This is a genomic window from Roseomonas chloroacetimidivorans (assembly GCF_049629625.1).
Lineage (GTDB): Bacteria > Pseudomonadota > Alphaproteobacteria > Acetobacterales > Acetobacteraceae > Roseomonas > Roseomonas chloroacetimidivorans.
Genome location: NZ_JBNBZS010000299.1, coordinates 1 through 956 on the forward strand (window position 1 = coordinate 1; position 956 = coordinate 956).

Sequence of the window (956 nt, forward strand, 5' to 3'; positions counted from 1 at the left end):
AGGAGGGGTTTCCCCATTCGGACATCCGCGGATCAACGATCGCTCGCATCTCCCCGCGGCTTTTCGCAGCGTGCCACGTCCTTCATCGCCTCTTGGCGCCAAGGCATCCACCGAACGCCCTTTAGTCACTCATAGTCTTCCACCGCCCGCACGCAGGACCAACACGCAAGGGCCTAAACCCCTCCGTACCAGGCCTACATGTCCAATCGAACAGCAGACACCGAGAACACTCTTCTCTACTCAACCCCAGTGAACAACCAGCCCTCACCCACGCCTCTCAGCGTAAGCTCCGAGCCAGCAGCCCCCAGGGCCACTCAACTCACCATTCCATCTTCACCTGTCAAAGAACATAGGAGACCAGCTGCACCAGGTTGCCCCGGCCGCACGGCCCTGTCTCCCAAAGACGACGCAGCACCGATGGGAGCAAGCCTTACGCTCGCTCGACCACCAGGCCACAACCTCTAACCTGTTACGCGGATTGGAGACGGTCGGTATCGAACCGACGACCCCCTGCTTGCAAAGCAGGCGCTCTCCCACTGAGCTACGCCCCCACAAGGACTACCGCGTACACAGAAAACTCTCTGGATCGCCACCCCAGCCCTTGGTGGGCCAGGGAGGACTTGAACCTCCGACCCCACGCTTATCAAGCGTGTGCTCTAACCAACTGAGCTACTGGCCCAAGGCTTGGGCAATCCATCAGAAACCAGGAAGGATGCGCGGCCAGCGCCACAATGGAGTTTCCTCCATCAGCACAAGGCTGCATCCCGAACCATCACGAGAACAAGGTTACGGGCATGAGCAAGAGGACCTGATCGGGTCCGATAGCATTTGTCAGGATTGCTCACAGCCAGGACGTTGCCATCCTACCCCATGGGCATTCCTTGAAAGGAGGTGATCCAGCCGCAGGTTCCCCTACGGCTACCTTGTTACGACTTCACCCCAGTCGCTGACCCTAC

2 tRNA genes and 2 rRNA genes are annotated in these 956 nt (G+C 59.3%); all 4 read right to left on the minus strand.

Going from position 1 to position 956, the window contains the following annotated elements:
* Window positions 1–134 (minus strand): 23S ribosomal RNA (locus ACO1BU_RS37580); the annotation flags it as partial.
* A 345-nt stretch (window positions 135–479) separates the two neighbouring features.
* Window positions 480–551 (minus strand) — tRNA-Ala (locus ACO1BU_RS37585).
* Between the two features lie 51 nt (window positions 552–602).
* Window positions 603–679, minus strand: a tRNA-Ile gene (locus tag ACO1BU_RS37590).
* A 205-nt stretch (window positions 680–884) separates the two neighbouring features.
* A 16S ribosomal RNA gene (locus tag ACO1BU_RS37595) occupies window positions 885–956 on the minus strand; the annotation flags it as partial.